Here is a 24,162-nt window from a genome sequence, read left to right on the forward strand (position 1 = left end):
ACTAGAATGCGGTGTAAAAAGACGGGCCCGAGATGCGTGTCTTGGGAAACCGTCAACCCGCCGGGTTTAACCAACTCATGGTAACTTGGAAACTCGGGGTATGCTTGGCAGTCGAACCATCAGAATTCTCGCGGGGTCTTCGTCTGCATGGCCGTGTTCTCGCTTCTCTGGCCACGGGCCACCGGCTATGTTTCGACCTTTGCCGTTGTAAACGCGCCGGTTCTGACCGTTCGGGCGCCGGTCAACGGCGTCATCGTATCTCCGTCCCCCGGACTTGCCGCTCCGGTGTCTCGCGACGAAGTGCTGTTCGATCTGCTGGCCACCCAGACCAGCCGCACGGAACTTTCCCGCCTGCGGGCGGAGGCGGGCGCGCTGGAGGCCGAAGCGAAGGCCTTGCTGCAGGAAGAACATGCGGCTGAGAAGGTTGTGGCCGGACTGATGGCGCGTATTGCGCTGGAGACGGAGAGCGAGATCGTCTTTCTGACGCGCAAGCTGGAGCAGGCCCGCGCGGACAGGCGATTGCACGAAATCGCGTGGGACCGCGCGAATGCCGAGTATCTGCGTCTGCAGGATCTGTCGGACCGGGGCCGGGTTCCGAAGGCCGAGTTCGAGGAAGCGGGCTTCCGGCGCGCGGAGGCCGAGGCCGAACTTGCATCCGATGACGCTCGGATCGCTGCCCTGAAGGTCGAGATCGAGTCCATCGAGGCTGGGCTGCCCTCGCCCGCAGGGACCGGCCGGCGCGACTTTGCCCATGACCGTCTCGACGACATGGAAATGGCGCTCGCGGATATCCGGACGCGCCGCATTGCCACCGAAGCGCGGCGCGACGGCGCTGCGGCAGGGCTGCGTTCGATCCAGGTGGAACTTGAAGGGCTGGGCCGGTTCCGGCCTGCAGCCTCGACGGACGGCGTGATCTGGACCGCATCGCGCCAGGCGGGCGCCAGCGTCACGCTGGGATCGGACCTGTTCCAGATTCTCGACTGCGAGCGGCGCTTCATGGAGGTGATCTTCGATGAGCGCACGTTCGAGAACCTGCCGCCCGGCACCCGCGCCTCGGTTCGCCTGCGCGGGGCCGAGCACGCGTTCGAAGCCACCGTCGTCTCGCGTCATGCCGCCGGCCGCGGCGCGGCGCAATCCGCCGTCGATGCCGCCGTGCTTGAACCCTATGAGACCGGAGGCGTGAAGGTGTTTCTTCGCATGGACCCTGCGGACATCAGCGATCCTGCGGTCGCCACAGCCTTCTGCGATGTCGGACGCACTGCCGAAGTCAGGGTACGGCACCAGCGAGTTGGGCCGGTTTTCGACCGCCTGACCGGCTTTTTGCCAAGGGGTCGGGCCCTTGTGGCAAGGCTGTCGGAGTGATCGGGCGTGGAGGCGGCCACTCCCCTTCTGCTGGTGCTGGTCGCGATGCTGATCGTGCCGTCCTGGACGGCCGACGCACCTTTCCGAACCGTGCTTGTCACCACCGGGTTCGGCGCGCTTTTGGCGCATTACCTCTGGTGGCGGCTGACCGAGACCGTCCTTCCGGCAAGCGGATTGAGCTTTGGAACGTTCTTCGTCTGGTCAGTGTTCCTTGGTGAAATATGGCTTTGGTACGAGACGCTTCAATTGTCGCTGATCCTGTTGCGACGTTCCGATCGCGGCGCTGAGGCAAACGCTCATGAGGCGCGGTTGCGTGCGACGGCCCCGCGCGATCTGCCTGCCGTCGACGTAATGATCGCCACGTACAACGAACCGCTGGACGTTCTGGAGAAAACGATCGCTGGAGCGCTGGCGCTTGACTGGCCGAAGGATCGCCTGCGTATCCATGTTCTGGATGACGGCCGGCGCCCGTGGCTGGCGGCCTATTGCCGGGAGCGCGGCATTGGCCACATGACCCGCGCCGACAACAGCCATGCCAAGGCAGGCAACTTGAACGCGGCCTTCCGGCGGACACATGCGCCGTTCATCCTGGTCCTGGACGCCGACTTCGTTCCCCAGCGCAAGATGCTGATGCGCGCCATCGGGTTCTTCGACGACCCGAGGATCGGCATCGTCCAGATGCCGCATTACTTTTTCAACGACACTCCGCTGCAGACCAACATGGACATGCGCGCCACCCTGCCGGACGAACAGAGGTTCTTCTTCGACTCGATCCAGCCCGGACGCGACGGGTGGAACTGCGCCTTCTGCTGCGGATCGAACGGGATCATTCGCCGCGAGGCTCTGGAGGCGATCGGTGGCGCTATGCCGACGGAATCCATCACCGAAGACATGCTCCTGACGCTGGCCATGCTGCGGAAGGGCTATATCACCCGGTACCTCAGCGAACGCCTGGCTGTGGGTCTGGCACCCGAGACGCTGGACGCCTATTTCGTCCAGCGCGGCCGCTGGGCGCAGGGCGGTATCCAACTGCTTTACACGAAACGTGGCCCCTTTGGGCCGGGCCTGACACCGATACAGCGCCTGCTCTTCAATCCCAGCCACTGGCTGTCGCAGTCGTTGTGCCAGCCCCTGGTCATGGCCACCCCCGCCATTTTCCTGCTGACCGGCGCCCCGCCCCTGGTGCAGGCCTCGTTCGAGGACGTGCTGCGCTATCAGTTGACCGCCATTGCCGCCGCCTTTGGCTATATCCGGTTCCTTGCCCCTCGCGACTTCGCGCCGATCGCATCGACCGTGGAGGGCATTTTGCAGTCGTTCCGCCTGATGCCGCTGGTTCTGATCACCCTGGTCAAGCCCCATGGTCACGGCTTCAAGGTGACGCCGAAGGGCAGCGATGCCGGGCTGTCGCGTGAGGATCGCTTCACGATTCTCGTCGCCCTTGGCCTGATCCTTGCCACCGGCACGGGCTTGTTCCTGAATGCCAATTTCGCCCACCGGATCGTTGGCGCGGGCGAGTTGCTTCCCGTGGTCGCCTTCTGGTCGATCTTCAACATGCTCATCCTGCTGATCGTAATGACCATGGCCGTCCCCCGTCCCACCTTCCGCGCGGAAGAGCGGTTTGCGCTCGACGAGCCCTGCCGCATCGTGACGGAGACCGGGGCGCTGGCGGGCGGGGTTCTGAACATGTCGCTCAGCGGGATGCTGGTGACGCCGGACGGGAACCCCGAGAGCCTTGCGACCGACAGTTGGGTCGGCATCGAACTAGGGGGGGTCGGCATCGTTCCCGCCCGCATCCGCCGCCGGACGACAATCGACGGGCAAAGCGCCATCGGCGTCGAAACCCACCTGCCCTCCGGGCCGCGGCGGGACGCCCTGATCCAGAAACTTTTCACCAACCTGCCCGGGGCGCAACCGGCGCCGGCCGCGGCCATCTCGGGCCTGATGATGTTGAAACGGGTCTTCGAAGCGCAACCCAGACAAACCGGCCCCGCGGCGGCGCCGGACCGGAAAGACATCCTGCCGCCTGAATGGCTGCTCGAGAGAACCGGCGACCTGCGCTATGCCGACGATCCGCGCCTGACGGCGTGATATTCCCTCGCAAGCGGTCTTTCTGCGCTGACGCCACGCGCCTATAACCGACGGCGAACAGCAGACGGGGCGTCATGCCAATGCGCGCGACGACAGAAAAGGATTTCGATATCGTCGTCGTCGCTCAGGCAGGACGGCTGACTTACGAGGCCGTGCTGTTCGCGGCGTCGCTCCGGCGCTCGGCGCCCGGGTTCAAGGGACGTTTGCTGATCGCCGAACCTCAGCCGGGCCCGCTCTGGCCGTTTGACCCGAGGATCGCGGATGCCGACGCCCGGGACCTGCTCACGGATCGGCTGGGCGCCGAAATCGTACCTTTCGACAACGTGCATTTCGGCGCCGCCTACCCGCAGGGCAACAAGATCGAGGCGCTTGCCATGCTGCCGGCCGATCGCCCTTTCGTGTTCTTCGACACCGACACCCTGATCCTCGGACCGATCGATAATGTCGCCTTCGACTTCGCGCGCCCTTCGGCCTCGATGGCCCGCGAAGCCACGTGGCCCGAACCGCCGCTGTACGGACCCGGATACTCCGGAATCTGGAAATCCATCTACGACCGCTTCGACGTACCATTCGAGCCGACACTGGACCTGACGCAACCGGACGAACACTGGGAACGCTACCTGTATTTCAATGCGGGCTGGTTCTTCTATCGATGCCCCCGCGTCTTCGCAGACCGCATGATCCGGATCATGACCGGGCTGCGGGACGGCACGATGCCCGAACTGGCCAGCCAGTCGCTGGACCCGTGGCTGGATCAGGCCGCGCTTCCCGTGGCGATCGCAAGCCTTGGCGGAGGCCGGCCCGGACCGGAATTGGCCGGGCTCGACAGCACCGTCTCGCGCCATTGGCGCGCGATGCCGCTTTTCTACGTGCGCGCCTCGGACGCGGAACTGGACTACCTGAGCGACGTCACGCGGCCGAACTGGATCAAGAAGGTCCTGAAAGCCCATGAGCCGTTCCTGCGCATGATCTATCAGAACCGCGGCGCGAAGGTCCGGGCGATGTTCGACCGCGCGCAGCTGCCCGCCAGCGAGAAGGTCATTCGGAACCGGATCCGGCGCGCTGGTCTGTGGATGCGGTGAGGCAGGCGCCGGTTACCGTTGCAGAGCAGTCGATCGCCGACTAGTCTCGCGCGCGCACCTTCAGGGAGACCCAAACAAAATGTCTGATCGTCAACAAGGCTTTGACACGCTTCAAATTCATGCCGGCGCCGCCCCGGACCCGGCAACCGGCGCACGCCAGGTACCGATTTATCAATCCACCGCATTCGTGTTCAAGGATGCAGCCCATGCCGCGCGTCTTTTCAATCTTCAGGAAGTCGGCTTCATCTATTCCCGCCTGACCAACCCGACGGTCGCGGCGCTGGCAGAGCGGATCACCCATCTCGAAGGCGGCGTCGGCGGTATCTGCTGTTCGTCGGGACATGCCGCGCAGATCATGGCTCTGTTCCCACTGATGATGCCGGGCTGCAACGTGGTTGCCTCGACCCGGCTGTATGGCGGCACCTACACCCAGCTGACCCAGACGATCAAACGTTTCGGCTGGTCGGCCAAGCTGGTCGATTTCGACGACCTGGATGCAGTGAAGGCCGCGGTCGACGAGAACACCCGCGCGATCTTCTGCGAGTCGATCGCTAACCCGGGCGGCTATATCACCGACCTGGACGCTATAGGAAAGCTGGCCGACGAGGTGGGGCTGCCGCTGATCGTCGATAACACCAGCGCGTCGCCCTATCTCTGCAATCCGATCAAGCATGGCGCCACTCTGGTCGTGCACTCGACCACCAAGTACCTGACCGGCAACGGAACGGTCACGGGGGGCGCGATCGTCGATTCCGGCAAGTTCGACTGGGGTGCATCCGGCAAGTTCCCGTCGCTGGCCGCGCCCGAGCCGGCATATCACGGGCTGAACTTCTACGAGGCGCTGGGGCCGATGGCCTTTACCTTCCACTCGATCGCGGTGGGTCTGCGCGACCTGGGCATGACGATGAACCCGCAGGGCGCGCATTACACGCTGATGGGGATCGAGACGCTCTCGCTCAGGATGCGCAAGCACGTGGACAACGCGATGAAGGTCGCCAACTGGCTGGAGAACGATCCCCGGATCGAGAGCGTGACCTACGCGGGTCTTGCCTCATCGCCCTATGCGGATCGCGTGCCGCGCATCTGCCCGAACGGGGCCGGTGCGCTGTTCACCTTCGCGGTCAAGGGCGGTTTCGACAATTGCGTCAAGCTGATCGACTCGGTCGAATTGTTCAGCCATGTCGCCAACCTCGGAGACACGCGCTCTCTGATCATCCACTCGGCCTCGACAACCCACCGGCAGCTCAGCGACGAACAGCGCGCGGCGGCGGGTGCGGCCGACAACGTGGTGCGCGTGTCCATCGGGATCGAAGATGCGGACGATATCATCGCTGACCTGGATCAGGCGCTGACGAAGGCGCTGGCATAAGCACGAACCGGGGTGGGGGGCTTTGCCCCCCGCCTCCCTCCGGTCGGCTCCCCCCAACATATTTGAGCCAAGAAGAAGAACGGCGGCCTGCCCATAAAAGGCACCGCCGCCGTCTGAAGGATCCTGTCCTTCTCCTTGGGCGGTCATCGGCGTGCCCGCCTGTACCGCCCGCCCGTTTTGAAACAACTGTCTTTCTTCTTGGTAAAAATATGCCGGGGGTCCGGGGGCAGCGCCCCCGGCCGGTCGGCGCCCGGAAGGGCGGCGAAACCGGATCAGGCGCGCGCTTCGTTCATGATCCGCCGCATCTCGGCGATCGCCGGCTTCAGTCCCCGGAAGATTGCCTCGCCGATAAGGAAATGGCCGATATTCAGTTCCCGCACCTCGGGAAACGCGGCAACCGGGGCAACGGTGTCGTAGGTCAGGCCATGGCCGGCATGCACCTCGAGACCCAGTGAGTGGGCAAAGGCAGACATCTCGCGCAGCCTCTCGAGTTCGGCGTCGCGTTCGGCGAAACGGCCTTCCGCATGGGCGTCGCAATAGGCGCCGGTATGCAGTTCGATCACCTGCGCCCCGATGCGGTTGGCGGCCTCGATCTGGCGGCGGTCGGCGGCGATGAAAATCGAGACGCGGCAGCCGGCATCTCGCAGGGGCGCTATGAAATGGGCAAGGCGGTTCTCGTCCTGTGCGACCTCCAGACCGCCTTCCGTCGTCCGCTCTTCCCGCTTCTCGGGCACGATGCAAACGGCGTGAGGCCTGTGACGGAGCGCGATCGCCTGCATTTCTTCGGTCGCGGCCATCTCAAAGTTGAGCGGAACCGACAGCAATTCCATCAGCCCCTCGATGTCGCGGTCAGAGATGTGACGTCGGTCTTCGCGCAAATGCGCGGTGATACCATCGGCCCCGGCCTCTTCCGCCACGCGGGCGGCACGGAGGGGATCCGGATAATCGCCACCGCGTGCATTGCGCACGGTGGCGACATGGTCGATGTTGACGCCAAGTCTGAGGTGTTCCGCCATTGTCTTGCCCTGGTTCGCTGATCTGGCGGCACCGTAGGGAGAGTGTCGGCGCGAGTCCATGGGGGTATGAATGACGGGTTGCACAGGAGACGGGCCGGAGAGGATTTGCCTGGCGCTGAAGGCACCAAACGCGGGCGGACGGGCTTGACCCGGCTGCTTGCCATCGCCGTTCTGACGATGGTGGCCTTTGCCTCCAACTCGATCCTGAACCGCGCGGCGCTGACGGACGGTGTGACCGGTCCTGCCGCTTTCGCCGCCGTCCGGACCCTGTCAGGCGCGCTGTGCCTTGTCGCGCTCTGCGCCCTGCGGCATGGCCTGCCCCGCCTCTTCCGACCAGGACGCTGGGTCGGGACGGGCGCGCTTCTGGTGTACATGCTGGGCTTTTCCTTCGCCTATGTCGCCCTCGACGCCGGTGTCGGCGCGCTGATCCTCTTCGGTGGCGTGCAGGTGACGATGTTCGCCGGGGCGCTGATGGGCGGCGAGCGGCCTCACCCGGCGCGCTGGATTGGTGCGGCCGTGGCCTTTGGCGGCCTGATCTGGCTGCTCTGGCCTGCGGGGACCACTGCACCCGATATGGGCGCTGCGCTGATGATGGCTCTCGCCGCAGCCGGATGGGGTGTCTATTCGCTGGCCGGCCGCGGAGCCGGCGACCCCTTGAGTGAAACAGCCGCGAATTTTCTGCTGGCCGCGCCCTTCGTGCTTCTGGCCTGGTTGATCCTGCCGGATGACATCGGGACGAGGGGCGCGGTCCTGGCCGTGATTTCGGGCGCGATCACTTCGGGGCTGGGCTATGCGATGTGGTATTCTCTGCTCCCCAGGATCGACGCCTCGGTCGCCGCGCTGGTTCAGCTGACCGTGCCTGTGATCGCGCTGGCCGGTGGCGCGCTCTTGTTGGCGGAATTGCCGACCGTCCGGCTTGTGGTGGCCAGCGCGGTTGTGCTGGGAGGCGTGGCCTTCGGGGTGCTTGGGTCTCAGCGCAGGATCGGCTCGAGCGGATCATAGGCCGCGGTGCCCGTATGATCCCAGACGACGGCGGCAAGGCTGTCCGGCTTGATCCGGAGGGTGGCCATCTCGTCCCGCGTGACCCAGCGGCGCTCGGTGACGACGCCTTCGGGATCGGTCCAGTCGCCGAAGGGGTTCCCGGCAAGGATGGTGCAGCGAAAATAGATATCGACCTGGTGGAAAGCGCCGTCGGGATCGTGGAATTCGTTGACCAGAACGGCCGGCCCCACCTCGACGGTCAGTCCCGTTTCCTCGTGGATTTCGCGGGCCAGGTTGTCCGGAAGTGACTGGTGCGGCTCGACGCCGCCTCCCGGCGCGCACATCAGATCGCTTTTCCCGCCGGGCCAGGCATTGACCAGAAGCAGCCGGTTGTCGTGCATCACGATGCCTCGCACCGCCAACCGGGGGCGCGCGCGCATCGTCGTCATCCGCGGTCGGTGGCGGGCGCCAGTACCCGCGTGACATGGCCCATCTTGCGGCCCGGTCGCGCCTCGGCCTTGCCGTAGAGATGCAGGAGCGCGCCGGTTTCAGCCGCGATCGCAGGCACCTCGTCCAGGTCGTCGCCAATCAGGTTGGTCATCTCGACATCGGAATGACGCACCGGATCGACAAGCGGCCAGCCCGCCACGGCGCGGATGTGCTGTTCGAACTGGCTGATGACCGCGCCCGCCTCGGTCCAGTGGCCGGAATTGTGGACGCGCGGCGCGATCTCGTTGACCAGGAGGCCGTCGGGCGTGTGGAACAGTTCGACACCCAGAACACCGACGTAGTCAAGGGCGGCAAGGATCGTGCCGGCAGCGCCGAAGGCGCTTTCGCGGGTATCTTCGTCTATCTCGGCGGGTACGCGCGTGGTGTGCAGGATACCGTCCTTGTGGACGTTCTCGCCCGGCTCGAAACAGGCGATGGTGCCATCCAGACCGCGCGCGGCGATGACGCTGATCTCGCGGTCGAAATCGACGAAGCCTTCGAGGATGGCGTCGGCCCCTTTCATGGCGGCCAGCGCAGCGGTGGCGTCGTGCGGGCCGTCGATCCGGGCCTGCCCTTTGCCGTCATAGCCAAGACGGCGCGTCTTCAGAATGCAGGGCGTTCCGACGCGGGCCATCCCTTGCGACAGTTCGGCGGAAGCGGAGCCTCCCGGCGAGACCGGCGCGAAGGGCGCGGTGCCAAGGCCGATCTCGTTCAGGAAGGTCTTTTCCGTCAACCGGTCCTGGCTGACCGCCAATGCCTGACGGTTGGGGCGGATCGGGACCTCGGCCTCGATCAGGTCCAGCGCGGCTGCGGGCACATTCTCGAATTCATAGGTCACCACGTCCACCGATTGCGCGAAGGCGCGCAGTGCTTCAACGTCCTCGTAGGACGCAGTCGTGGTGGTCTGCGCCACTTCTCCGGCGGGCGGGTTGGCGCCAGGCTCGTAGATATGCACGTGAAACCCGAGACGCGCCGCGGCCATGGCCAGCATCCGGCCCAGCTGACCGCCGCCAAGGATGCCGATGGTTTGGCCGGGAACGAGGGTGTCACTCATCGGAGGGTTCCTCGGGGATGGAGGCCGAGAGGGCCGCGCGCCAGTCATCGACGCGTTTTGCAAGCTCGGTGTCGTGAATTGCGAGTATCTGCGCCGCCATCAGGCCCGCGTTCATCGCACCGGCCGAACCGATCGCCATGGTCGCCACGGGGAAACCGCGCGGCATCTGAAGGATGGAGTAGAGGCTGTCGACACCTTTCAACGCACGCGTTTCGACCGGCACGCCGATCACGGGAACACGGGTTTTCGAGGCCATCATGCCTGGAAGATGGGCCGCGCCCCCTGCCCCGGCGATGATCACCTTCAGGCCCCGCTCGACCGCGGTCTTGCCGTAGGTCCAAAGCCGGTCGGGCGTGCGGTGGGCCGAGACGATCTTGACCTCGTGCGTGACGCCGAGTTCGCCCAGGATCTCGGCTGCGGGTTTCAGAGTGGGCCAGTCCGACTGGCTGCCCATGATGATGCCTACATCTACCGACATATACCTTCCTTTCAGGACGGCGCGACACTAGCCGCACCCCGCCCGGGCCGCAATCGCTCAGGCGATGATGTCGGGAAAGAGTCTGTCCTCAAGGGCCTGAATCTGGTCCTTCAGGTGCAGTTTCTTCTTCTTGAGGCGCCGGACCGTCAACTGATCCGCGGTTCCGCGCTCTTCAAGTGCCCGGATGGCATCGTCAAGGTCGCGATGTTCGCGCTTCAGGGTCGCGATTTCGACGCGAAGAACTTCCTCCGTCATCATTTTGCGCGGCGGCGTGTGGCTCATCCTGGCATCCGGTTATCAAGGGATGGTTTTAAAATAGCGATAACATCCCTCTTTATAAAGGCCTTTCACACTTGCGAAGCCTTATGAGCACCCCCATATTTCGCTCAAGCGGGTTGCCATACGGGACCCGGACATTCGTCGCTTGGATCGAGGACGAGACATGAGCAAACTGACCCTGGGGACACATCCCTTCCTTCTTGGCTTCGATCAGCTGGAACGGCTGGTGGAGCGGACCGCGAAAGCCGAGAACGGCTATCCGCCCTACAACATCGAACAGCTTGGTGACAATGCGTTCCGGATCACTCTGGCCGTGGCCGGGTTCGCGGACGAAGACCTGTCGATCACCGTCGAGGACCGCCAGCTTGTCGTGCGCGGCAAGCAGGCCGACGACGCCGACGACCGCGTTTTCCTGCATCGCGGCATCGCGGCGCGTCAGTTCCAGCGGACTTTCCTTCTGGCCGAAGGCGTCGAAGTTGCAGGAGCCGCGCTGACGAATGGTCTGTTGCATGTCGAACTGAAACGAGCGGTGCCCGAAACCGTCGTCAGGACGATCCGTATCGAGAAAGCCAAGTGAGGGGTTAACGATGAATACACCGTTTGATTTGCATGACGCCGATCAGGATCGGATCGTCTATATCCGCCCCGTGGATGTGGCGGAACTGCCTGAAGATGTGCGTACCCAGGCCGAAGGACGGGACCACGTCTATGCGGTCCACAGTGCCGCGGGCGAACGCCTGGCCCTGGTCGCGGACCGGAAACTGGCGTTCATCCTGGCGCGGCAGAACGACTTTGCCCCGGTGAACGTGCATTGACGATGACTGGCGGGGACTACCCCGCCAGCCAAGTTGACTCTCTCTGGTGACTTCGCGACGCTTCCCGAAAAGCCCGGAGTTGCAACCATGTCCATCCGCCGATTCCCCGAAGGCCGAACTGGCCGCTCTGCCGCCGTGTCACGTGCCGGTCTGGTCTATGCCGTCGCTGTCGATCCGGTCGAGGCCGAGGGGCTTGCCGCACAGACACGGAACGCGCTTGCGGAACTGGACCGCGTGCTTGCCCTGGCCGGTGCGGACAAGTCCGGGCTTCTCCAGGCAACGGTCTACATCACCGACATGGCGGCCAAGCAGGAGATGGACGACGTCTGGTGCGACTGGATCGGACCGGAAGAGAACTGGCCGCAGCGCGCCTGCGTCTGCGTGACGCTCGCCGGCGGGCACCTGGTGGAGATCGTCGTGACGGCTGCGAAGGCCGGGTGACGCCTGAGGTCGGAATAGACCGTTTCTGACGTACAGGTCTCGGCAGAGGGATTATGTCCGATGGGCGGACCAACCGGACTTTCGGCCATTCGTGCGCCTGAACAACATGATCTGGACGAGATCGACGGAATCCACATCGTGCTGCAAAAGGAGCAGCACAAGCGACAGCGTCTTGAAGCGTGTGCCCGTACACAGAGATCGATACATTCCAAGCAGCAATTCGCTGCCGTCGTGAAGGAGTGTGTGGCGATCAACCTTATCCCATCGCCGCACGAATTCTGGCGGCAAGCTCCGGATGACCCTTGGGAACCTTACTCAAAAGAAATTCAAGCATGGACGCCTTCGAAGGCCCGGCAACGCGCTGCATTTTGAACTCGCTGGAAAGTTCGAAGATCCCCGGCCGATCAGAAGGATCTAACGCAAACGACCCCATATTGTATACGCCGGGCCGGGGCACCGCCGTCTGACCATCTGCTTCCCCCACAACACTGAAGTAGTAGGTAAGGATTTCATCGTAACACATGAGCACGACAATCGGACAGGGAAGGACTTGGAAGCCTTCAAACTCATAATGCGCTTGGGCGGGAATACCGAAGTTCCAGAGAATGTAACCGTCACCAAACTTGGCTTGGTAAAGATTGAAGCTCTCTCCGGATGAAGGTTCAAACTTTCGGATGGAAGCAGAAATCAGGCGGTCTGCTTCGTTTTCACCCACGTGAATCCAGGCGAAGACTAATGCACGATCCGAGTAATCGTCTGGTTCTTCTACTGTTACACAGGATGCAAGCAAGACAACCGTCAGTACCAGTTGGATCAATCGCCGCACGTCCGCCCCCCAATTGTAATTGGTTGTGAGTGAAGACTCTCACGATCAGGTTCCGTCGGGATTGATTCATGTCAACTCGTAGCCCTGGTTGACCAAGGTCAATCGGCGGTTGAGGCAGGTCTAGTTTGGACTCCTTCCGGCCCTTCTACCCACCGCGGGATATGCCGAAACTCACACGCTTCCGACCTCGGCGGTAACGATTTTTTCGACGCTCTCCTTACCGCTGAACAGGTCCTGAAACGCAGAAAGGGCGCCTTGCAGCGCCCTGTCGCTTTTGTCGGACGGTGTGGCTCTCGGTACTTCATTCGGAAACACTTGCCACCCCCGTAGCGTTCGCCTGGGCGAACGCTACGCGCACTAAATCATGCCGCCCCTGCCGACGCCGGCGTTCTGATCAATCCCGGCAGGCGACCGGGCTCTCTCCTAGGTTCGGGCCTTGCCGCCGCTGGCGGCGACGATCACGCCGATGATGATGAGACCGGTCAGCACCAGCCGGACGCCGGCCCCGGCGCCAAAAGTGTTCAGCATCGTGACCAAGAGGAACAGGAACAGCGAAGCGCCCCAAAGCCCCGGCACGTTGGCGAAGCCGCCCGCGACCGAGGTGCCGCCGATCACGACGACGGCGATGGAGCTGAGCAGATACTCCTCGCCCATGTTCAGCGCCGCGCCGCCTGAGAAGGCCGCCAGCAGATAGCCGCAAAGGCCGGCGAGCGTAGCGCACATGATGTAGGTCGCCGCGCGGATGCGCTCGACCTTCACGCCGGCGAGATGGGCGGCGCGCATGTTCTGGCCGATTGCCACGACGCCCCGGCCGTAGATCGTCCGGGTCAGAAGGACATGTCCGAGGATCGCGAGGACGATCACGAAGAGCGCGATGACGGGGACGCCCGCGATCTTGGCGGTGGTAAAGTCGCCCAGCGCCTCGGGCGGTTTTACACGCAGGCCGCGATTCCACCAGATCGCGGCAGACTGGAAGATGAAGCTGGACGAGAGCGTCGCGATGATGGGCGGAATCCGCAAAAGCCGGATCAGCGCGTAATTCATCGCGCCGACAAACGCCCCGATCACGAGCGCGAGGAGAAGACCGACGGGGATCATCGCCGCTGCCCCGTCCATCGTCTTCATCGCGACTGTCCCGGCTAGAGTCATGCAAGCCGGGATTGAAAGGTCGACATTTCCCGGGCCAAGCGTGATGACGAACATCTGGCCCAGCGCCACAATCACGAAGAAAGCGCCGAAGGTCATGGCCGCGGAGAGAACTTCGCCAGAGCCCTTGCCGCCGGTGAAGGCTGCAGTTGCCAGCCAGACGGCCAGCGCGCCGACCCAGGCCCAGAGCCAGGGTTGCCGGATGAGTGTTGCAACAGAGGTCATTTCCGCGCCTCCGCTCTGCTGATGAGAACGCGCAGCGCCAGGACGATGATCAGGATCGCCCCCTGCGCGCCGATCTGCCAGTCCGGGTTGAGCCGGAGGAACGACAGGAACGAGCCCGCAAGCGCAAGAGTGACCGCACCGATCACCGCGCCTATGGGCGAGACGCGGCCGCCGACGAACTCGCCCCCGCCCAGGATCACGCCCGCGATGGACAGGAGCGTGTAGCGGAGCGCGATATTGGCGTCGGCCGAGGTGGTCAGACCCACCAGCGCCATGCCGGACAGAACGCCGAAGAACCCCGCCAGCGCGAACATGCTCATCTTGATCTTGAGAAGCGACCAGCCCGCGCGCTCGAGCGAACGCGGGTTTCCGCCCGCGCCGCGCATCACCGTGCCCCAGGCCGAGCGCATCAGCCCGACATGCACGACCAGTGCGATCACCACAGAGGCGATGATCGGGAACGGAATATAGGCCGGTTTCAGCGTCATCAGCGTACGGATGTACTCTGGCGCCTTGCCGCCCGGCGTCGGCAGGACAAGGACGGCCAGACCCAGCCAGACGAAGGACATGCCCAGCGTGACGACGATGGAGGGCAGGTTTCGGAGGTGGATGAGCGCGCCCAGCGCGGCATAGCAGAGGATCAGCCCGGCCAGCGCGGCAATGCCGAGGAGCGGCGTGTCATGCAGCCAGGTGGCCGTGATGCAGGCGACAAGGCTGACGAAGCCACCGATGGAGAGATCAAGCTCGTTCACGCAGAGAATGAACATCTGCGCGATGGTCGCCAGTGCGATCGGGATGGCGAGGTTCAGGAGCAGGTTCAGGCCGAAATAGCTCATGGTTCGCGGCTGCAGCCAGAAGATCGCGATCAGCAGGACGGCCAGCGAAAGCGGTGGCAGCAAGCCTCTCATCAGGCGCGGAGAAAGGGGCCCGTTCATGCGTCGGCCCTGAACGAGGCGTGCAGCACTCGTTCCTCCGTCATGTCGCGGCGCGGCAGGTCGGCGACGATCGCGCCTTCACGGAAAACATAGACGTGGTCGCAGTTGCGCAATTCGTCCATTTCGGTCGTGTACCAGAGGAAGGTGCGGCCCTTCGCGGCCTCTTCCCGGATCATGCCGTAGACCTCCTGTTTGGTTCCGATGTCGACACCGCGCATCGGGTCATCCATCACGATGATCCTTGCGGCCGATCCCAACGCACGGGCGAACAGCGCCTTCTGCTGGTTGCCGCCCGAGAGCGACAGGATGGGATTGTCGACGTCGGGCGTTCGTATACCGATCCGTTCGCGCCATTTGTCGGCAAAGCCGCGCGCGGCGTCATGATCAAGGAACATGCCCTTCAGGAACTGGCGGAGCGAACCGATGGAAATGTTCTCGGCGATCGACCAGAGCGGAAAGACCCCATCCGTCTGGCGGTCGCCCGCGACAAGGGCGACTTCCCCGGCAACCGTGGCGCCGGGCACATGATCGAAGATCTGCACAAGCAGTTCCGTCTGTCCCTGACCGCTCAGCCCCGCCAGCCCGACGACCTCGCCCCTATGCGCCGCGAGCGCCAGAGTTTCCGCCACCTTCGGCATCGCCTGCACGACAAGCGGCGCGGTATCCCGGATCGCAGCCACCTCTGCCGAGCGGTCCTTCACGGCCTCGGCAACGCTGCCCATCGCCTTGACCAGTGAATTGCGGTCGAAGGCCGAAGCGCGGTCCAGCGCCACCACGCCGCCATCGCGCATCACCGCGATACGGTCGGCCGTGCTCAGGATTTCTCCGAGGAGGTGGGAAATCAGGACACAGGTGCCCCCTGTCGCAACATAGCGGCGAACATGATCGAGCAGTTTCTTCGCCGCAACGGCGTCCAGCGACGAAGTCGGTTCGTCCAGTATGACGACCTTCGCCTCGTTGGTTGTCACTGCGAAGGCGCGTGCGATCTCCACCATCTGGCGACGGGCGATGGAGAGATCCCCCACGATGTCTTCGGTCGAAATTCCGTGGCCGGGAAAAACCTCGTCCAGCTTTTCGCGGATCAACCGCCGCGCCGCTCCGCGCCAGCCGACGCCGGCGATGGATGGATGCGAGATCCGCGCGTTTTCCGCCACCGTCAGGTTCGGGCAGAGCGAAAGTTCCTGGTAGACACAGCGCACGCCATGGGCGGCCGCGTTCTGCGGGGTCAGCCGCCCTGTGATGTCGGTTCCGGCAACCTCGATCCGGCCCTTGTCCGGCGCAAGGTTGCCCGAAAGCACGTTCATCAGCGTCGATTTGCCCGCGCCGTTATGGCCAACAAGGCCGAGACATTCGCCGGCACGAAGTTCCAGCGTGACCCCGGTGAGGGCACGGACGGCGCCGAAACTCTTTTCGACGCCGTCCAGGAGGACGATCGGTGCCGTCTCGCTCATGGAATGAATCCCGCGCGCGGATTACATCGCGCCCTTGATCACGCCCTGAGCGTCTTCAAGCGAGTACTCGACGTTGGCCACGCCTCCCACTTCGGTGTTCGCGAGGTTCTCCTCGAGATTGTCCTGATCGATGCGCAGGAAGGGCACGGTCAGGTCTTTCGGCACTTCCGCACCGTCGAGGATCTGCTGTGCCACCCAGAAGGCCAGCGTCGAGACACCCGGAGCGATCGAAACCGACATGGTTTCGTAGCCGTTGGCATCCTTCTGCTCTTTCCACCAGGTCAGTTCGTCGTGGCGGTTGCCCATCACGATGACCGGCATGTCACGGCCAGACGCCTTGATGGCCTGCGCCGCGCCATAGCCGTCGCCACCCTGCGTCACGACGCCGACGATGTCATCGGGCAGCGAGGGCAGGATGCCTGCGACGGCCTTTTGCGCCACGTCCTGGGCCCAGTTGCCGTGAACCGATCCGACGATCTCGAACTTGCCGGTTTCGGCCACGCCTTCATGGATGCCGGCGCTGATTTCGTCATCGACGAACACGCCCGCGAGCCCCCGAATTTCAAGCAGCTTGCCGCCATCTGGCAGCTTTTCGGCGAGGTAGAGCACCTCGTCCTTGCCCATCTGCTTGAAGTCGACGGCGATCCGCCAGGCGCAGGGCTCGGTCACGATGCCGTCGAAGCTTACGACCGTCACGCCCGCATCGCAGGCTTCCTTGACCGCACCGTTCAGGCCTTCGGGTGACGCGGCGTTGATGACGATGGCGTCATAGCCTTGAAGAATCAGGTTCTGAATTTGCGCAGCCTGCTCCGTCACCTGGTTTTCGGCGGTGGTAAAGGCGTCCGCTGCAGCCACGACGCCACTGGAAACGGCCTCGCCCGTAACTTTTTCCCAGCTGCGCAGCATGGCCTGCCGCCACGAGTTTCCCGCGTAGTTGTTTGAAAGAGCAATACGTTTGTCCGCGGTGTCGGCCATCGCAGTATGACCAAGCAACAACGCTGTGGCCGTTGTCATATGCAACGCCACCTTAGCTATCGATTTCATGGTTTTCCTCCCAAACCAGCAGCGATCAGCCGATTTTCGCTCCGGCTGAACTGATGGTCAGTCTACTACAGGGTGAAACATTCAAGATTTGATTTCAGTCAACACCATGGAGACATTCTTTCAGGGCCCAGCATTTCCGCTGGCGCCTCACGAAGGACGCCGGTCGTGCGGGACATGGCCGATCCGTCAGTTCGAAAGCTCGGCTTTCGACGCAAGAAAGCGGACGATGGTCTCTCTCGCTTCGGCATCCGGGGCATGGTGGCTTGTCAGAAACAGGTCCAGAGCTTCCTGGCCTTCCTCTGACAGTTTCCTTTGGCTGAGAGTGCTGAGGACCCGGGAGCCATGGCAAAAGCTGCACCGCGCTTCAATCAGGCGCTCCGCCGAGGGCTGATCCACTTGCGCGCCACTCTCCTGGCCGGAGGCGATCCCGGTAAGAGTTATGAGTGCGACCGCAAACATGGCCGCCAAATCTCGTAAAGACATGCCAGCCTCCAAGCTGGGAACCGCATCTTCAGAACAATGTTTGAAAGTTTAGGGCAATGGGAGCGCGGCGCATTGACCCTTGTCAATCGTGTGGCAAGGCCCTCTCCGACGAAAACAAAAAAAGGGCGCCCCGGGGGCGCCCTTTTATATTTTGACTGGCAGTCAGGCTTACATCATGCCGCCCATGCCGCCCATGTCGGGCATGCCGCCACCGGCCGCGCCTTCCTTGGCGGGCTTGTCGGCAACCATGGCTTCGGTCGTGATCAGAAGACCGGCGATCGAGGCTGCATCTTCCAGAGCGGTACGGACAACCTTGGCCGGGTCGATGACACCGAACTTGAACAGGTCGCCATACTCTTCGGTCTGGGCGTTGAAGCCGAACGACAGGTCGTTCGATTCGCGGACCTTGCCAGCAACGACGGCGCCGTCGACGCCTGCGTTCTCGGCGATCTGACGCAGCGGAGCTTCGAGCGCCTTGCGCACGATGGCGATACCCGCATCCTGGTCGCTGTTGGCGCCCTTGAGACCGTCAAGCTTCTTGCCGGCCTGAACCAGAGCCACGCCGCCACCGACGACGATGCCTTCCTGAACGGCCGCACGGGTCGCGTTCAGCGCGTCATCGACGCGGTCCTTGCGCTCTTTCACTTCGACTTCGGTCATGCCGCCGACGCGGATGACGGCAACGCCGCCGGCCAGCTTGGCAACACGCTCCTGCAGCTTCTCGCGGTCGTAGTCCGAGGAGGTTTCCTCGATCTGCTGACGGATCTGCGAAACGCGGGCAGAGATTTCGGCCTTTTCGCCAGCGCCGTCGACGATGGTGGTCTCGTCCTTGGTGATCGAGACTTTCTTGGCGCTGCCAAGCATGTCCACCGTGACGCTTTCCAGCTTCATGCCCAGATCTTCCGAGATCACCTGGCCGCCGGTCAGGATCGCGATATCCTGCAGCATGGCCTTGCGGCGGTCGCCGAAGCCCGGAGCCTTGACGGCAGCGATCTTGAGGCCGCCGCGCAGCTTGTTGACGACGAGCGTGGCCAGGGCCTCGCCCTCGACATCCTCGGCGATGATCAGAAGCGGCTTCTGCGACTGGATGACAGCCTCGAGCAGCGGAACCATCGGCTGGAGCGACGACAGCTTCTTCTCGTGGAGAAGGATCATCGCGTCTTCCAGCTCGGCAACCATCTTGTCGGGGTTGGTGACGAAATAGGGCGACAGGTAACCACGGTCGAACTGCATGCCTTCGACGACTTCGGTTTCGGTCTCGAGACCCTTGTTCTCTTCGACAGTGATGACGCCGTCGTTGCCGACTTTCTGCATGGCGTCGGCGATCTGGCGGCCGATTTCGGCTTCGCCGTTGGCCGAGATGGTGCCGACCTGAGCGACTTCGTCGCTGTCCTGCACGTCACGGGCGGCAGCCTTGATGGCCTCGACGACCTTGGACACGGCGCTGTCGATGCCGCGCTTGAGGTCCATCGGGTTCATGCCGGCAGCAACCGACTTCATGCCTTCCTTGACGATGGCCTGAGCCAGAACCGTCGCGGTCGTCGTGCCGTCGCCGGCCTCGTCGTTGGTGCGGCTGGCCACTTCCTTGACCATCTGCGCACCCATGTTTTCGAACTTGTCTTCCAGTTCGATTTCCTTCGCGACCGACACACCGTCCTTGGTGATGCGCGGCGCGCCGAAGGATTTCTCGATGACCACGTTGCGGCCTTTCGGGCCCAGGGTCACCTTGACCGCGTCTGCGAGGGTGTTCACACCCTTGAGCATGCGGTTGCGAGCGTCTGTGTTGAACTTGACGTCCTTAGCAGCCATGATGATTGCTCCTAGTTGTCGTTGAATTTGATTGGATGATCAGAAGATGACGATCAGGCGATGATGCCCAGGATGTCGCTTTCCTTCATGATCAGCAGTTCCTGGCCGTCCAGCGTGATCTCGGTGCCGGACCACTTGCCGAACAGGATGCGGTCGCCAGCCTTGACGTCCATGGCGATGCGATCACCGTCATCGTCCTTCGCACCTGCGCCGACTGCGACGACTTCGCCTTCCGCGGGCTTTTCTTTTGCGTTGTCGGGGATGATCAGACCACCCTTGGTCTTTTCCTCGGACTCGACGCGGCGGACCAGCACGCGGTCATGCAGCGGAGTAAATGCCATTTCGAACGCTCCTTAGGTTCAAGTTTCTCCCTTTAGCACTCGCCTTGGGTGAGTGCTAACGGGCCGCAGATAAGGAATGCTCTCCAAGCTGTCAACTCCGATCGGAGCAAAAAAATCGCCAGCGGGCGATGGTCCGGCGCGCAGGCCATTAACGGTCGCAACACGGCCTTTCTTCTGACAAATATGACCTTACATAGGGACCCAAGACCCGAAGAGGCAGATTGAGGCAGGTATGTTTAGAGCAATTTTCACCGCCGCGCTTTTGGCTTTGGTGCCTGCGGTCGCCGGCGCCCAGACCTGTGGCACCAGGAACCTGATAGCAGAACTGAACCCACAGGAACGGGCGAGACTCGACGAACTGGTCGCCCCTCACCCCTACAGCGAAGGCTATCTCTTCCGCGCCGACAAGGGCGAGGACAGCGTGATCGTACTAGGAACGGTCCACATCCCCGACCCGCGGCTGGAGCCGATCGTCACCCGCGTCCGGCCATATCTGGAAAAGGTCGACCTGCTGGTCCTTGAGGCCACCTCCGAGGACGAGGCCGGTATTCAGGCGCTGGCGGCCCGGAAGCCCGAGATGTTCTTCATCACCGAAGGCCCGACCCTGATCGACCTGCTGTCGCCGGAAGATTGGAGCGCCGTGTCCGACCGGCTGAAGGCGCTTGGCGTTCCGTCCTTCCTGGCGGCGAAGTTTCAGCCCTGGTATCTGTCCATGACAATCGCGATCCCGCCATGCGCCCTTGCTGCCATGCAAAGTGGCGAGAAGGGTCTGGACCGTCAGCTGGAGATCATAGCGAGAGAGGCAGGCATTCCGCTTGCGACGCTGGACGACACCGAAACGGTGCTGCGCATCTTTGCCGACGAACCCATCGAGAAACAGCTGGACGGGCTGCGCATCACGCTCGAGACGCAGCAATCGGGGGAAGCGCCGACGTCGACCCTGCTTCAGGGCTATTTCGATGGACGGCTTCGCGAAACATGGGAGTTCGCGCGCATCCAGCTGGAACGTTCGGACATCGAGAACACCGGCGAGATGTTCGATGAAATCAACCACACCCTGTTGATCGACCGGAACGAAAACTGGGAAGCCGCCCTGCCCGACCTGATCACCGGCAAGGACGTGATGATCGCTGTCGGCGGCGCGCATCTGTCGGGCGAGTCGGGCGTGCTTCGCGCACTGGAACGGATGGGCTACGCGGTGTCGCCGCTCTAGGGCCGGGTACGCGCCGGGGCAAGGGAGCCTTTCGCGCAAGTTGCGGCGAAGGGCAGCATGGAGCTCGAAGAGAGCCTTTGTCACAGCTGGCAATCCGAACCAAAACGGTAAAAGGTCTCGACCTTCGCACAACGTTCGACAATGCTGATTCAAGCGGAACGCCCGGAGATCGCAAATGATCCAAACACGCAAGACTGTCATCTTTCGGGAGTTGATCGAAACCGATTCATTCGGCACTCCCTGTGAGCCCGTGTCGCGTGTCGCCGTCGGGGCGGTCTTCAGGAATCCACTCGCAGGGCGTTTTGAGCATGATCTTTCCCCGCTCTTCGAGATCGGGGCGGAGCTGGGACGAAGACTTGCGGAGCAGGCCATCGGCCTGCTGAACGGTCCGCCAGTGTCCTATGGTAAAGCCGCAATAGTAGGGGTCTCCGGGGACATGGAGCACGGGGGTGCGGTTGTCCACCCTCGACTGGGCGCGCCGATGAGAGCGGCCGCTGGCGGTGGCGAGGCTGTCATCCCTTCAAACGTAAAGATCGGACCGGTTGGTGCATCGATTGATCTGCCGCTTGGACACAAGGACAATCCCTGGTCCTTCGATCATTTCGACACCATGACCCTTTGTGTGCCCGACGGACCGGCCCCGGACGAAATCGTCATGTTCCTGGCCTATGCAGACCACGGGCGTCCGATCCCAAGATGCGGAAGCGGGCCGGTCAAGAGCTAGTCATGCAAACGGCGGTTCCGTCCGTTTGACGAACATTGCGATGGGCCCTTACGGGTTCACCCGATCAACGCGATCAGGAACCTTGTTGCGACCAATGTGAGAAAGACGCCGAAGGCGAGCTCGAGTTTGCGGCGTGTCAGCCGGTGGGCCAGTGCCACTCCGAAACGGGTTGTCAGAAGTGATGTCGGGATCGTCAGTGCAAATGCGGCCACCGAGACAAATCCCAGGGAGGCAGGAGGCAACCCGGCCTTTCCAAGTCCGGCAAGAATATAACCGATTGTACCCGGAATCGCGATAAGCACACCGACGCCCGCCGAGGTTGAGACCGCCCGGTGTATGGGCACGCCGTGCAGGGTGAGAAACAGGTTCGAGACAGCGCCGCCGCCGATGCCCATGATCGCTGAGACCAGACCGATGCCAGCGCCTCCGATCCGCATGGCCCAACGGCCCGGGAGACTGTCCCGCAGCTGCCAGCCCTTGCCACCGCTGAGGAGCTTGACGGCATTTATGGTTGCGATGCAAACGAAGACCGCCTGGAAGACCGCCGGCGACGCGTGACGCGCAATCACCGCTCCCAGAGCGACCCCTCCAAGTATGGGAACTGCCCAGATTCTCAGGACGTCGAGGTCAAGGGTTCCCTTGGCATGGTGCCCCCGCGCCGACATGATGGAGGTCGGAATGATCACGGCCAGGGACGTCCCGACCGCCACAGGCATCGCGATTTCCGCGGGGTATCCGAGCACCCTGAAAATCTCGAAGAAGACCGGGACGGAAATAGCACCGCCGCCAACGCCGAAAAGGCCCGCGAGAAAGCCGATGGCCGCGCCCGCGAGGACGAGGGCTCCGACAAGGGTCAGAAGAGTCGCGGGATCGGCCAGAAGATCCAACTCATTTGTCCAGAACGAAACGGGTCAGCGTAGCGCCATCGAAGCCGTCGAGGCCCACGGCAAGCGCCGCCGCATAGCTTTTCTGCGCCGCTTCGGACAGTGGCATCCGCCGGCCTTTCCGCGACGCCTGTTCAAGTGCCAGCCCGAGATCTTTGGACAGTCCGGCAAGATCGAATGTCCCGGGCTGGTCGGTTCCGTTCAACGTATCGATCACGACCTGCCCGCGGTTCTTCAGCACCGCCGGACCTGCTGAACTGTCCGAGATCACCGAGATGGCCACGTCCGCGGGAATGCCACTGTCAACGAGCATGGCGAGCGCTTCGCCAAGCGTCTGCCAGTAGATCGCAAGCGGAAGATTGACCGCCAGTTTCATATGCGCGCCGGAACCCGCCGGCCCCAGATGCTCGACGCGTTTGCAGAGCTGTTCCATGATCGGCCTTGCCCGCTCAAAGGCCGCTTCAGTGCCGCCCGCCATTCCAAGTAGCTGACCCTTGAGCGCAGGCCCTACCGTGCCTCCGACGGGGCAGTCGACGAAGTCGGCGCCCGCCTCGGCAAATCGGGCCGCAATCTCTCGGGTGTCGTCGGGAAGAAGTGTCGAGGTATCCACGACCAGCCGTCCGGACACACCGGATGCGATGAGGCCGGTCGCGACCGACCCGACCGCATCCGCGTTTTGCAGAGACAGGAGGATCGCGTCGCAGTCGCCCAGATCGGACAGCGACTGCGCGACCTCGGCACCTGCCTCGGCCGCGGCTTTCGTGCGGTCTTGCGTCCTGTTCCAGACGACAACGGTGTTTCCGGTTTCAATCAGCCGTTTTGCGAATGCGGTCCCCATCCGTCCGGTGCCGATGATTGCGATCCTCGCCATCCCAAGTCCTCCTTGCTGTGCCGGACAGATTATCCGGCAGGTTGTCCGATCGACACCTTCATGGGTTCAAGCCCGTCCACCGAGCACTCCAGAACATCTCCGGTGACCACCGCGCCGACACCGGCCGGTGTCCCGGTCATTATGATGTCGCCGGCCATCAATTCATGCTGTTCCGAAAGTTTCGAGATGATCTCGTCGATCTTCCAGATCAGCAAAGAAATGTCCGCATCCTGGCGGGTTTCGCCGTTCACCTTCAATCGCACATGCCCCGAGGACATGATGCCGGTGTCTTCGACACGGCTCACGGGCCCAACCGGAGCGGACTTGTCGAACGCCTTGGTCACTTCCCATGGCAATCCCTTGGCCAAAGCCTCGGCCTGATGATCCCGTCGGGTCATGTCGAGCCCGACGGCGTAGCCGAAGATATGGTTTGACGCCTCCGCCTCGGGAATGTTGTAGCCGCCCGATTTCAGTGCGACGACCAGTTCGCATTCGTAGTGCAGGTTGTTGGTGAAGACCGGGTAAGGGATCTCGCCACCGTTCCTGACCAGCGCGTCGCGCGGCTTCATGAAAATGACCGGAGGATCGCGCTCGTCCGCATTCATTTCAATGATATGGGCAACGTAGTTTTTTCCGATGCAGTAGATACGTCGGACCGGGAACTTCTGATCCGATCCAGTGATGTCGAGGTAGGCCACATCGGGCGGTGAAACGGCGAAATCGGTCATGGGCGTCCTTTCTTCAGCAGACCCAAGT

Annotated in this window: 26 protein-coding genes; 10 read left to right on the top strand and 16 right to left on the bottom strand. The window is 63.0% G+C overall.

Going from position 1 to position 24,162, the window contains the following annotated elements; all coding sequences use genetic code 11:
• Positions 1 to 147 precede the first annotated feature (147 nt).
• The 4 genes from ACKLNI_RS05830 (at position 148) to ACKLNI_RS05845 (ending at position 5,901) form a co-directional block, all read left to right on the top strand.
• Positions 148 to 1,362: an HlyD family secretion protein gene (locus ACKLNI_RS05830; RefSeq protein WP_413718111.1), complete on the top strand. Its 1,215-nt coding sequence runs from the start codon at positions 148 to 150 to the stop codon at positions 1,360 to 1,362.
• Between the two features lie 6 nt (positions 1,363 to 1,368).
• Positions 1,369 to 3,450, top strand: coding sequence for a glycosyltransferase (locus ACKLNI_RS05835; protein WP_413718112.1), 2,082 nt, complete (start codon positions 1,369 to 1,371; stop codon positions 3,448 to 3,450).
• A gap of 80 nt (positions 3,451 to 3,530) precedes the next feature.
• Positions 3,531 to 4,532, top strand: a complete 1,002-nt coding sequence (locus ACKLNI_RS05840; RefSeq protein ID WP_413718113.1) for a hypothetical protein — start codon at positions 3,531 to 3,533, stop codon at positions 4,530 to 4,532.
• Positions 4,533 to 4,611: 79 nt separating this feature from the next.
• Positions 4,612 to 5,901: an O-acetylhomoserine aminocarboxypropyltransferase/cysteine synthase family protein gene (locus tag ACKLNI_RS05845; RefSeq protein WP_413718114.1), complete on the top strand. Its 1,290-nt coding sequence runs from the start codon at positions 4,612 to 4,614 to the stop codon at positions 5,899 to 5,901.
• Positions 5,902 to 6,173: 272 nt separating this feature from the next.
• On the opposite strand, the gene ACKLNI_RS05850 is transcribed toward ACKLNI_RS05845, so the two are convergent.
• Entirely contained in the window at positions 6,174 to 6,917 is a 744-nt protein-coding gene (locus ACKLNI_RS05850) for a pyridoxine 5'-phosphate synthase (RefSeq protein WP_413718173.1), read from the bottom strand.
• 144 nt (positions 6,918 to 7,061) lie between these two features.
• Here ACKLNI_RS05850 and ACKLNI_RS05855 point away from each other — a divergent pair, with 144 nt between their 5' ends.
• Positions 7,062 to 7,919 carry a DMT family transporter gene (locus tag ACKLNI_RS05855; RefSeq protein WP_413718115.1) on the top strand — a complete coding sequence of 286 codons (858 nt, stop codon included), beginning with the start codon at positions 7,062 to 7,064 and terminating at the stop codon, positions 7,917 to 7,919.
• Here the strand turns inward: ACKLNI_RS05855 and ACKLNI_RS05860 are convergent.
• The 4 genes from ACKLNI_RS05860 to ACKLNI_RS05875 are packed head-to-tail and all read right to left on the bottom strand — an operon-like array spanning position 7,889 to position 10,201.
• Positions 7,889 to 8,338, bottom strand: a complete 450-nt coding sequence (locus tag ACKLNI_RS05860) for an NUDIX domain-containing protein (protein WP_413718116.1) — start codon at positions 8,336 to 8,338, stop codon at positions 7,889 to 7,891. The genes ACKLNI_RS05855 and ACKLNI_RS05860 overlap by 31 nt on opposite strands.
• 5 nt (positions 8,339 to 8,343) lie before the next feature.
• Complete coding sequence (locus tag ACKLNI_RS05865; RefSeq protein WP_413718117.1) at positions 8,344 to 9,441, bottom strand: 5-(carboxyamino)imidazole ribonucleotide synthase; 1,098 nt, start codon at positions 9,439 to 9,441, stop codon at positions 8,344 to 8,346.
• Positions 9,434 to 9,919: a 5-(carboxyamino)imidazole ribonucleotide mutase gene (gene purE, locus ACKLNI_RS05870; RefSeq protein WP_413718118.1), complete on the bottom strand. Its 486-nt coding sequence runs from the start codon at positions 9,917 to 9,919 to the stop codon at positions 9,434 to 9,436. Before purE ends, ACKLNI_RS05865 begins: the two co-directional genes overlap by 8 nt.
• A 57-nt stretch (positions 9,920 to 9,976) precedes the next feature.
• A complete protein-coding gene (locus ACKLNI_RS05875) occupies positions 9,977 to 10,201 on the bottom strand; it encodes a YdcH family protein (RefSeq protein WP_413718119.1) in 225 nt (74 codons plus the stop codon).
• 160 nt (positions 10,202 to 10,361) lie between these two features.
• Between ACKLNI_RS05875 and ACKLNI_RS05880 the strand changes: the two genes are divergently transcribed.
• From ACKLNI_RS05880 to ACKLNI_RS05890, 3 genes are all read left to right on the top strand, one after another.
• On the top strand, positions 10,362 to 10,775 hold the full coding sequence (locus ACKLNI_RS05880; protein ID WP_413718120.1) for an Hsp20 family protein: 414 nt from the start codon (positions 10,362 to 10,364) through the stop codon (positions 10,773 to 10,775).
• A gap of 10 nt (positions 10,776 to 10,785) precedes the next feature.
• A complete protein-coding gene (locus ACKLNI_RS05885; RefSeq protein ID WP_413718121.1) occupies positions 10,786 to 11,013 on the top strand; it encodes a DUF1150 family protein in 228 nt (75 codons plus the stop codon).
• An 87-nt stretch (positions 11,014 to 11,100) separates the two neighbouring features.
• Positions 11,101 to 11,454 carry a RidA family protein gene (locus ACKLNI_RS05890; RefSeq protein ID WP_413718122.1) on the top strand — a complete coding sequence of 118 codons (354 nt, stop codon included), beginning with the start codon at positions 11,101 to 11,103 and terminating at the stop codon, positions 11,452 to 11,454.
• Between the two features lie 256 nt (positions 11,455 to 11,710).
• Here ACKLNI_RS05890 and ACKLNI_RS05895 read toward each other — a convergent pair whose 3' ends face one another.
• The 8 genes from ACKLNI_RS05895 to groES form a co-directional block, all read right to left on the bottom strand.
• Entirely contained in the window at positions 11,711 to 12,271 is a 561-nt protein-coding gene (locus ACKLNI_RS05895) for a hypothetical protein (RefSeq protein ID WP_413718123.1), read from the bottom strand.
• Between the two features lie 432 nt (positions 12,272 to 12,703).
• The gene (locus ACKLNI_RS05900) at positions 12,704 to 13,651 is read right to left on the bottom strand and encodes an ABC transporter permease (protein WP_413718124.1); all 948 of its coding nucleotides are present in this window, start codon (positions 13,649 to 13,651) and stop codon (positions 12,704 to 12,706) included.
• The gene (locus ACKLNI_RS05905; protein WP_413718125.1) at positions 13,648 to 14,586 is read right to left on the bottom strand and encodes an ABC transporter permease; all 939 of its coding nucleotides are present in this window, start codon (positions 14,584 to 14,586) and stop codon (positions 13,648 to 13,650) included. Before ACKLNI_RS05905 ends, ACKLNI_RS05900 begins: the two co-directional genes overlap by 4 nt.
• Entirely contained in the window at positions 14,583 to 16,037 is a 1,455-nt protein-coding gene (locus ACKLNI_RS05910) for a sugar ABC transporter ATP-binding protein (RefSeq protein ID WP_413718126.1), read from the bottom strand. Before ACKLNI_RS05910 ends, ACKLNI_RS05905 begins: the two co-directional genes overlap by 4 nt.
• 21 nt (positions 16,038 to 16,058) lie before the next feature.
• Complete coding sequence (locus ACKLNI_RS05915) at positions 16,059 to 17,081, bottom strand: ABC transporter substrate-binding protein (protein ID WP_413718127.1); 1,023 nt, start codon at positions 17,079 to 17,081, stop codon at positions 16,059 to 16,061.
• Positions 17,082 to 17,267: 186 nt separating this feature from the next.
• Entirely contained in the window at positions 17,268 to 17,564 is a 297-nt protein-coding gene (locus ACKLNI_RS05920) for a hypothetical protein (RefSeq protein ID WP_413718128.1), read from the bottom strand.
• A 168-nt stretch (positions 17,565 to 17,732) separates the two neighbouring features.
• Positions 17,733 to 19,373 carry a chaperonin GroEL gene (gene groL, locus ACKLNI_RS05925; protein WP_413718129.1) on the bottom strand — a complete coding sequence of 547 codons (1,641 nt, stop codon included), beginning with the start codon at positions 19,371 to 19,373 and terminating at the stop codon, positions 17,733 to 17,735.
• A 53-nt stretch (positions 19,374 to 19,426) separates the two neighbouring features.
• Complete coding sequence (gene groES, locus ACKLNI_RS05930) at positions 19,427 to 19,714, bottom strand: co-chaperone GroES (protein ID WP_413718130.1); 288 nt, start codon at positions 19,712 to 19,714, stop codon at positions 19,427 to 19,429.
• Between the two features lie 232 nt (positions 19,715 to 19,946).
• Between groES and ACKLNI_RS05935 the strand changes: the two genes are divergently transcribed.
• Both ACKLNI_RS05935 and ACKLNI_RS05940 read left to right on the top strand, forming a co-directional pair.
• Complete coding sequence (locus tag ACKLNI_RS05935; RefSeq protein ID WP_413718131.1) at positions 19,947 to 20,927, top strand: TraB/GumN family protein; 981 nt, start codon at positions 19,947 to 19,949, stop codon at positions 20,925 to 20,927.
• 175 nt (positions 20,928 to 21,102) lie between these two features.
• The gene (locus tag ACKLNI_RS05940; protein ID WP_413718132.1) at positions 21,103 to 21,651 is read left to right on the top strand and encodes an amino acid synthesis family protein; all 549 of its coding nucleotides are present in this window, start codon (positions 21,103 to 21,105) and stop codon (positions 21,649 to 21,651) included.
• 56 nt (positions 21,652 to 21,707) lie between these two features.
• Here ACKLNI_RS05940 and ACKLNI_RS05945 read toward each other — a convergent pair whose 3' ends face one another.
• Genes ACKLNI_RS05945 through ACKLNI_RS05955 form a run of 3 tightly spaced genes read right to left on the bottom strand, consistent with a single transcriptional unit; the run spans position 21,708 to position 24,134 of the window.
• Positions 21,708 to 22,538, bottom strand: a complete 831-nt coding sequence (locus tag ACKLNI_RS05945) for a sulfite exporter TauE/SafE family protein (protein ID WP_413718133.1) — start codon at positions 22,536 to 22,538, stop codon at positions 21,708 to 21,710.
• Position 22,539: 1 nt separating this feature from the next.
• A complete protein-coding gene (locus ACKLNI_RS05950; RefSeq protein WP_413718134.1) occupies positions 22,540 to 23,406 on the bottom strand; it encodes an NAD(P)-dependent oxidoreductase in 867 nt (288 codons plus the stop codon).
• A 29-nt stretch (positions 23,407 to 23,435) separates the two neighbouring features.
• A complete protein-coding gene (locus ACKLNI_RS05955) occupies positions 23,436 to 24,134 on the bottom strand; it encodes a fumarylacetoacetate hydrolase family protein (protein WP_413718135.1) in 699 nt (232 codons plus the stop codon).
• Positions 24,135 to 24,162 lie beyond the last annotated feature (28 nt).

The sequence above is a fragment of the Silicimonas lutimaris genome, from assembly GCF_047314965.1.
Taxonomy (GTDB): domain Bacteria; phylum Pseudomonadota; class Alphaproteobacteria; order Rhodobacterales; family Rhodobacteraceae; genus JAVJUV01.